Origin of the sequence: Stutzerimonas stutzeri (assembly GCF_024448935.1) — a bacterium.
In the GTDB taxonomy this organism is placed as follows: Bacteria; Pseudomonadota; Gammaproteobacteria; order Pseudomonadales; family Pseudomonadaceae; genus Stutzerimonas; species Stutzerimonas stutzeri_AO.
The window spans coordinates 1-708 of the sequence record NZ_JAMOIE010000260.1 but is presented as its reverse complement, the minus strand read 5'-3'; the positions used below and the strand labels follow the sequence as shown (position 1 = coordinate 708).

Genomic DNA, 708 nt, shown 5'->3' with positions numbered 1-708 from the left:
GGGGTCTCCTCGTTTTCAGTGCAATAAGTGACGGTACGAAAAGCTAGCACTGGCGCGGAGGTGGTGTTGGTAGATCGTTGATTTCATTGACTTTCCTGTTCACTTTCAAATCTGCGATTCGTGGCGTCAAACCGTGGTCGGTTTCATCCATTGGTGCCAGTTATCGATGCATTTGGCCGCGAAGGCAGGATTTGGTCAGCATAGCGGTCAACCGGGAAGCGAAACACACCCCGCAAGTTGATGCTCTCCAGCCTGGTGGGCGCAATCTTCCCGATCAGTTCCGGTGGAATGACCTGGCGGCGGTTCGACCAGCGATCCAGGACCGCCTGCATCTGTGAGGTATTCCACGCCATCACGATGTTGGCCATCAGGCTCAACGCATCGGCCACAGCCTGCATTTCATCGACACGTTTGGCCTGCGCCGGGCTGATCCGGCCGGTATAAATGGCGCGCTTGAGGGCGTTAACAGCCTCGCCCCGATTGAGCACCCGGCGCAACTCGTTCCTGAAAGCGTCCTTGACAAAGTAGTCAGCCAAAAACGCCGTACGCAGCAACCGCCCCAATTGCACGCCAGCCTCATAGATTGGATCGCCCTGGGCGGCAGAACCGAACCGCGCAAGAGCTGCCACCGCACTGGCATGTCCGCTCATGACCGAGGCTGCCAGGTGCACCAGACTATCCCAATGCTTTTCGATCAAAGCGACGTCG

1 protein-coding gene is annotated in these 708 nt (G+C 57.5%); it reads right to left on the bottom strand.

Annotated features, from left to right (window positions below):
* Positions 1-143: 143 nt before the first annotated feature.
* Positions 144-708: Tn3 family transposase (locus tag NA637_RS25240; protein ID WP_146173233.1), on the bottom strand; the 565-nt coding region annotated here is incomplete at its 5' end.